The sequence below is a fragment of the Streptomyces sp. TAA040 genome (genome assembly GCF_000424845.1).
Genome location: NZ_AUKR01000059.1, coordinates 1 through 3827 on the forward strand (window position 1 = coordinate 1; position 3827 = coordinate 3827).

Annotated in this window: 2 protein-coding genes; both read right to left on the bottom strand. The window is 61.0% G+C overall.

What is annotated here, in order from left to right:
- Positions 1-39: 39 nt before the first annotated feature.
- Positions 40-1314 carry a restriction endonuclease subunit S gene (locus H300_RS30715; RefSeq protein WP_078516221.1) on the bottom strand — a complete coding sequence of 425 codons (1275 nt, stop codon included), beginning with the start codon at positions 1312-1314 and terminating at the stop codon, positions 40-42.
- On the bottom strand, positions 1311-3290 hold the full coding sequence (locus tag H300_RS0121600) for an HsdM family class I SAM-dependent methyltransferase (protein WP_028429045.1): 1980 nt from the start codon (positions 3288-3290) through the stop codon (positions 1311-1313). Before H300_RS0121600 ends, H300_RS30715 begins: the two co-directional genes overlap by 4 nt.
- Positions 3291-3827 lie beyond the last annotated feature (537 nt).

Sequence of the window (3827 nt, forward strand, 5' to 3'; positions counted from 1 at the left end):
TCTTTCCAGGGACACCCCGCCACACACCGGTACATGACGTCACGTCACACACGAGACCGACGAACCGGACCGATCCTGTTCGTGCAATGACCCTGTCACGGCCGCAGCGACGAGCGCAGACCTGCGCTCCTTCGCAAGCTCGATGTGTCGCCGCGTTTTCGTAATGAGCGTGTCGATATTCGATGTCTCACGGTCCAGATGCGCGGCGACACGTCGCTGTTCTTGGAGAGCGGGAGCAGGGATTCGGAGCCCACGGATGTCGTCAAGTGCAAGTTGAACCTTGGTACCGCCGACCGCTCCTTGCAGAAGCTGGTCTTGACCTTCAGTTCCGAGCATGAAGTGTCCAACGAATCGCGGATCCAGCCGCGAAAGTTCCAGACGGCACAGCGCTACGTGTTGACTCACGTAGGCATCAACCCATTCCGCCCCAACCACGGCGATAGACCCAATATAGGCGGTAATGGAGAAAAGGAGATCATTCTCTCGCAGCCTAGTCCTCTGCCCCTCGCGCACATGGGGAGGTAGATCTACATGCTGAATTTCTCCGCCCAGATTAAGCGACTGGCGCGGCAAGTTACCAATGCGAACGAAAACGTCACCTTCGTCGGCGTAGTAGTCACCCCACCCTCGCGAACCACTGGTAAGGAACCGAATGTATCTTCTGAGCGGGGTTCGAGAATTGGGAATCGACTGGAACGCGTGACTAATCACGGCCCGTCGTCGCTCCCGCAGCAGCCCAATGAACCGCTCCTGCGCGGCGATTAGGCTAACGATCTCTGCCGTTTCCCGATCCAAGTAATCAGCGATGGCGCGTTGCTCAAGACCAGAAGGGAGCGGGATAGGAATGGCGGCCAGCTTCTCGGCCGTCAGATGCGGCATAGAGACGATGTTGCAGTACCTCCGGATGAACCCCGTGGCACGCAAGGCGATCAGGTAGTACGCAAGAAATCGCCCGTCATTGTCAGGGCTCGACCTGACTCGGTTGATCGAGTTCTGGAATCCCCAGCCGTCGAGGTCTTCACCGACGTACGCAGCACGGCCGAAGCCACCCTGCCCGCCCTCGACCACAACGACGTCGCCCCGCCTAAGACTGAGATCCTTCAGCTCACCAGACGAAAACCACATTTCCTTGACGTCGTCCAGCGAGAGCACACCTTCAGGCTGGACGTTGGCCGCCCTCATGTACGGAGCCAAGAAGTCTTGGCCGGCATCTTTTGTCTGAAGCATCTTGCCTAGGGTGACGCTGCCCTGATGCTTGACCTGCCCGACTGTCCACGGTGACTGGGTGTCTCCCCAGGGAAGAGGGGTGCTCACTTGCCTTCCTCCACCTTGCGCAGCAGACCGAGGATCTCTTGCAGGGACTCGTCGAGGTCGGCGTCAATCTCAGCAAGGGTGCGCGGGGGGACGTACTTGTAGAAGTGAAGGGGGAAGGGAATCTCGTAGCCCACCTTGGTCTTGGTGTGATCGACCCAGGCGTCCCCAAAGTGCGGCTTTACCTCCGCATTGAAGTACGCCTTGATGGTGGCCTCCTTGGCGTCGTGGCTCTTGGGGTGCCCGTTCCAGCCGAAGGGGATGTTCTCGGTATCGCGCAGGGGCGTATCGGGCTCTGGTTTCCCCTTGTTCTTGCCCGACTGGAAGCGGCAGATGTCAGCATTCTCATCACGCTCGCCGAGGGCCTGCCACAGGGCCTTGCGCTGCGTGGAGGTCAGGCGAACACCACGGGAACCGAGGTGCTTGCCCAAGTCGTTGAGAAAGTCCTCACGATTGAGGTACTGGCCCCCGTTAAAGGAGTTCAGGGCGCCGATAAGGCCATCGATGTTGCCAAGGGCCTTGTGCTCCTCAACGAGGACGACGCGCTCGGGAGTTGCCTCGAAGTTCCGGCGCAGGGGTCGCTCGACGGTAATCTGCCAGGAGGCGAAATCGAGATTCTCGAAGATCTTGGAGGTGTCCGAGGACTCCATGTCTGCGTACTGCTGGAGCACGCGCTTACGGGCGGCCTCGTCAATCTCAATGCGCTTGGACCCCAACGACGGACGCATCTTGACGCCCAGGGCGGTGGCGTCGATGAGCTGCACTTTTCCCTTGCGCTCGCGGCGCTTCTTGTTGTCGAAGATCCACAGGTACGTGGGAATTCCGGTGTTGTAAAACATGTCGTTTGGGAGGGCGACGATGGCTTCGATCAGGTCGTTTTCCAGCAACCATCCTCGGATATTGCTGGAGCCGCTACCGGCACCGCCAGAGAACAGCGGAGAACCGTTCAGAACGATACCGGCGCGGGCACCGCCGTCCTGGCCGTCAGGGGGGCTCATCTTGGCGATCGCGTGTTGCACAAACAGCAGGGCACCATCAGAGGTCGGGGGCAGACCAGCTCCGAAGCGACCGCTAAAGCCCCTCTTATGCTCCTTCTCCACGTCCTCCGCGATGTTCTTCCAGTCCACGCCGTAGGGCGGATTGGAGAGGATGTAGTTGAAGCTGTCGTCAGGGAACAGGTCGTTGGTCAGGGTGTTGCCCAGCACGATATTCTGGGGGTTCTGGCCCTTGGCGAGCATGTCAGAGCGGCACATGGCGTATGACTCGGGTCGCAGTTCCTGCCCGTACAGGAGAAGCTCCGCATCCAAGTTCATGCGCTGCAGGTGCTCCTCTGCCACACTGAGCATGCCGCCGGTGCCGACGGTGGGGTCGTAAATGCTGCGGATGGCGTCGCCGGCCAGCGCGTTATCGTCCTCGGCGAACAGCAAATCGACAAGCAAATTGATCGCGTCGCGTGGCGTGTAGTGATCACCGGACTCAGCGTTGGACGACTCGAAGTCCATGTAGATGAGGTGCTCGAACAACTCGCCCATCTTGGAGTTCGGCACAGTCTCGGGAGATAGGTCGAGGTCGCGGAACTGGCGGACAATCGTGGCGAGGATGCCGCCCTTCCTCATCCGCTCGATGTGCTGGGGCAGGTGGAAGTTCGCGAAGACGTCAATGTCCTTGCTGAACCCGCGCACGTATTCCAGCAGGTTGTCGGCCATGTCGTCGCCGGAGTCGTACACCGTGGCCAGGGTGTGCGTCGTCGTGTTGTAGAACTTCACGCCCCCAGTGAAGGACTTGATCATTTTCACACGCAGCGTCTCGTTCGGCTGCTGAGCAACAATCGCGGCGACCTGGGCGCGGTGGGGCGCCATGACGCACTCGAGGCGCCGCAAGATCGTCATGGGCAGGATGACGTCACCCGCCTTGTTGCGGGCATAGACCCCGCGCAGCGTGTCGGCGACGGCCCAGACGTCCTTCTGCAGGTCGACCACTTGAGTTGTCCTTCCTAGCACGGGCGCAAGGCACCCGCTGAGAGACTGACCAGTGACGGTGCTGGTCCGCACACCAAAATGTAAATGGTGCCACTGACAGCACCGGCCCCGTTACAGAAGTTGGGCTGACCCTACTTCGGCGGCACGACGACTGGATGGGACGACAACTGACCGCTACTGCCCCCTGCGCCCCACTCGCTGTCGATCGGGCCGGGGGCAGCGGGCGGAGACCGCTACTCTCTGACTGCTGTGGAGATCCCGGAACCCGCCGGACCGCCGTACATCAAGCCGGACAAAGTGAACCTGGTGCGGCCCGCATGGAGGATCTGCCCGGCCACCCTGTCCCCGCGCGAGCAGTGCGTGGTCTTCAGCAGACCGTCGTGGGGCGCCCGTTTAATCCGGTGGATGGGCATCGCTACAGCGGGTGGTGTCGCCGACCAATGAGCGGTGTGCATCGTGAAGTTGCAGGTCATGGGGCTGGTGTGCGCGGGCTTCGGGGTGCTCGTGCTGGTCGGGGGCGGATGACTCCCGTCTAGA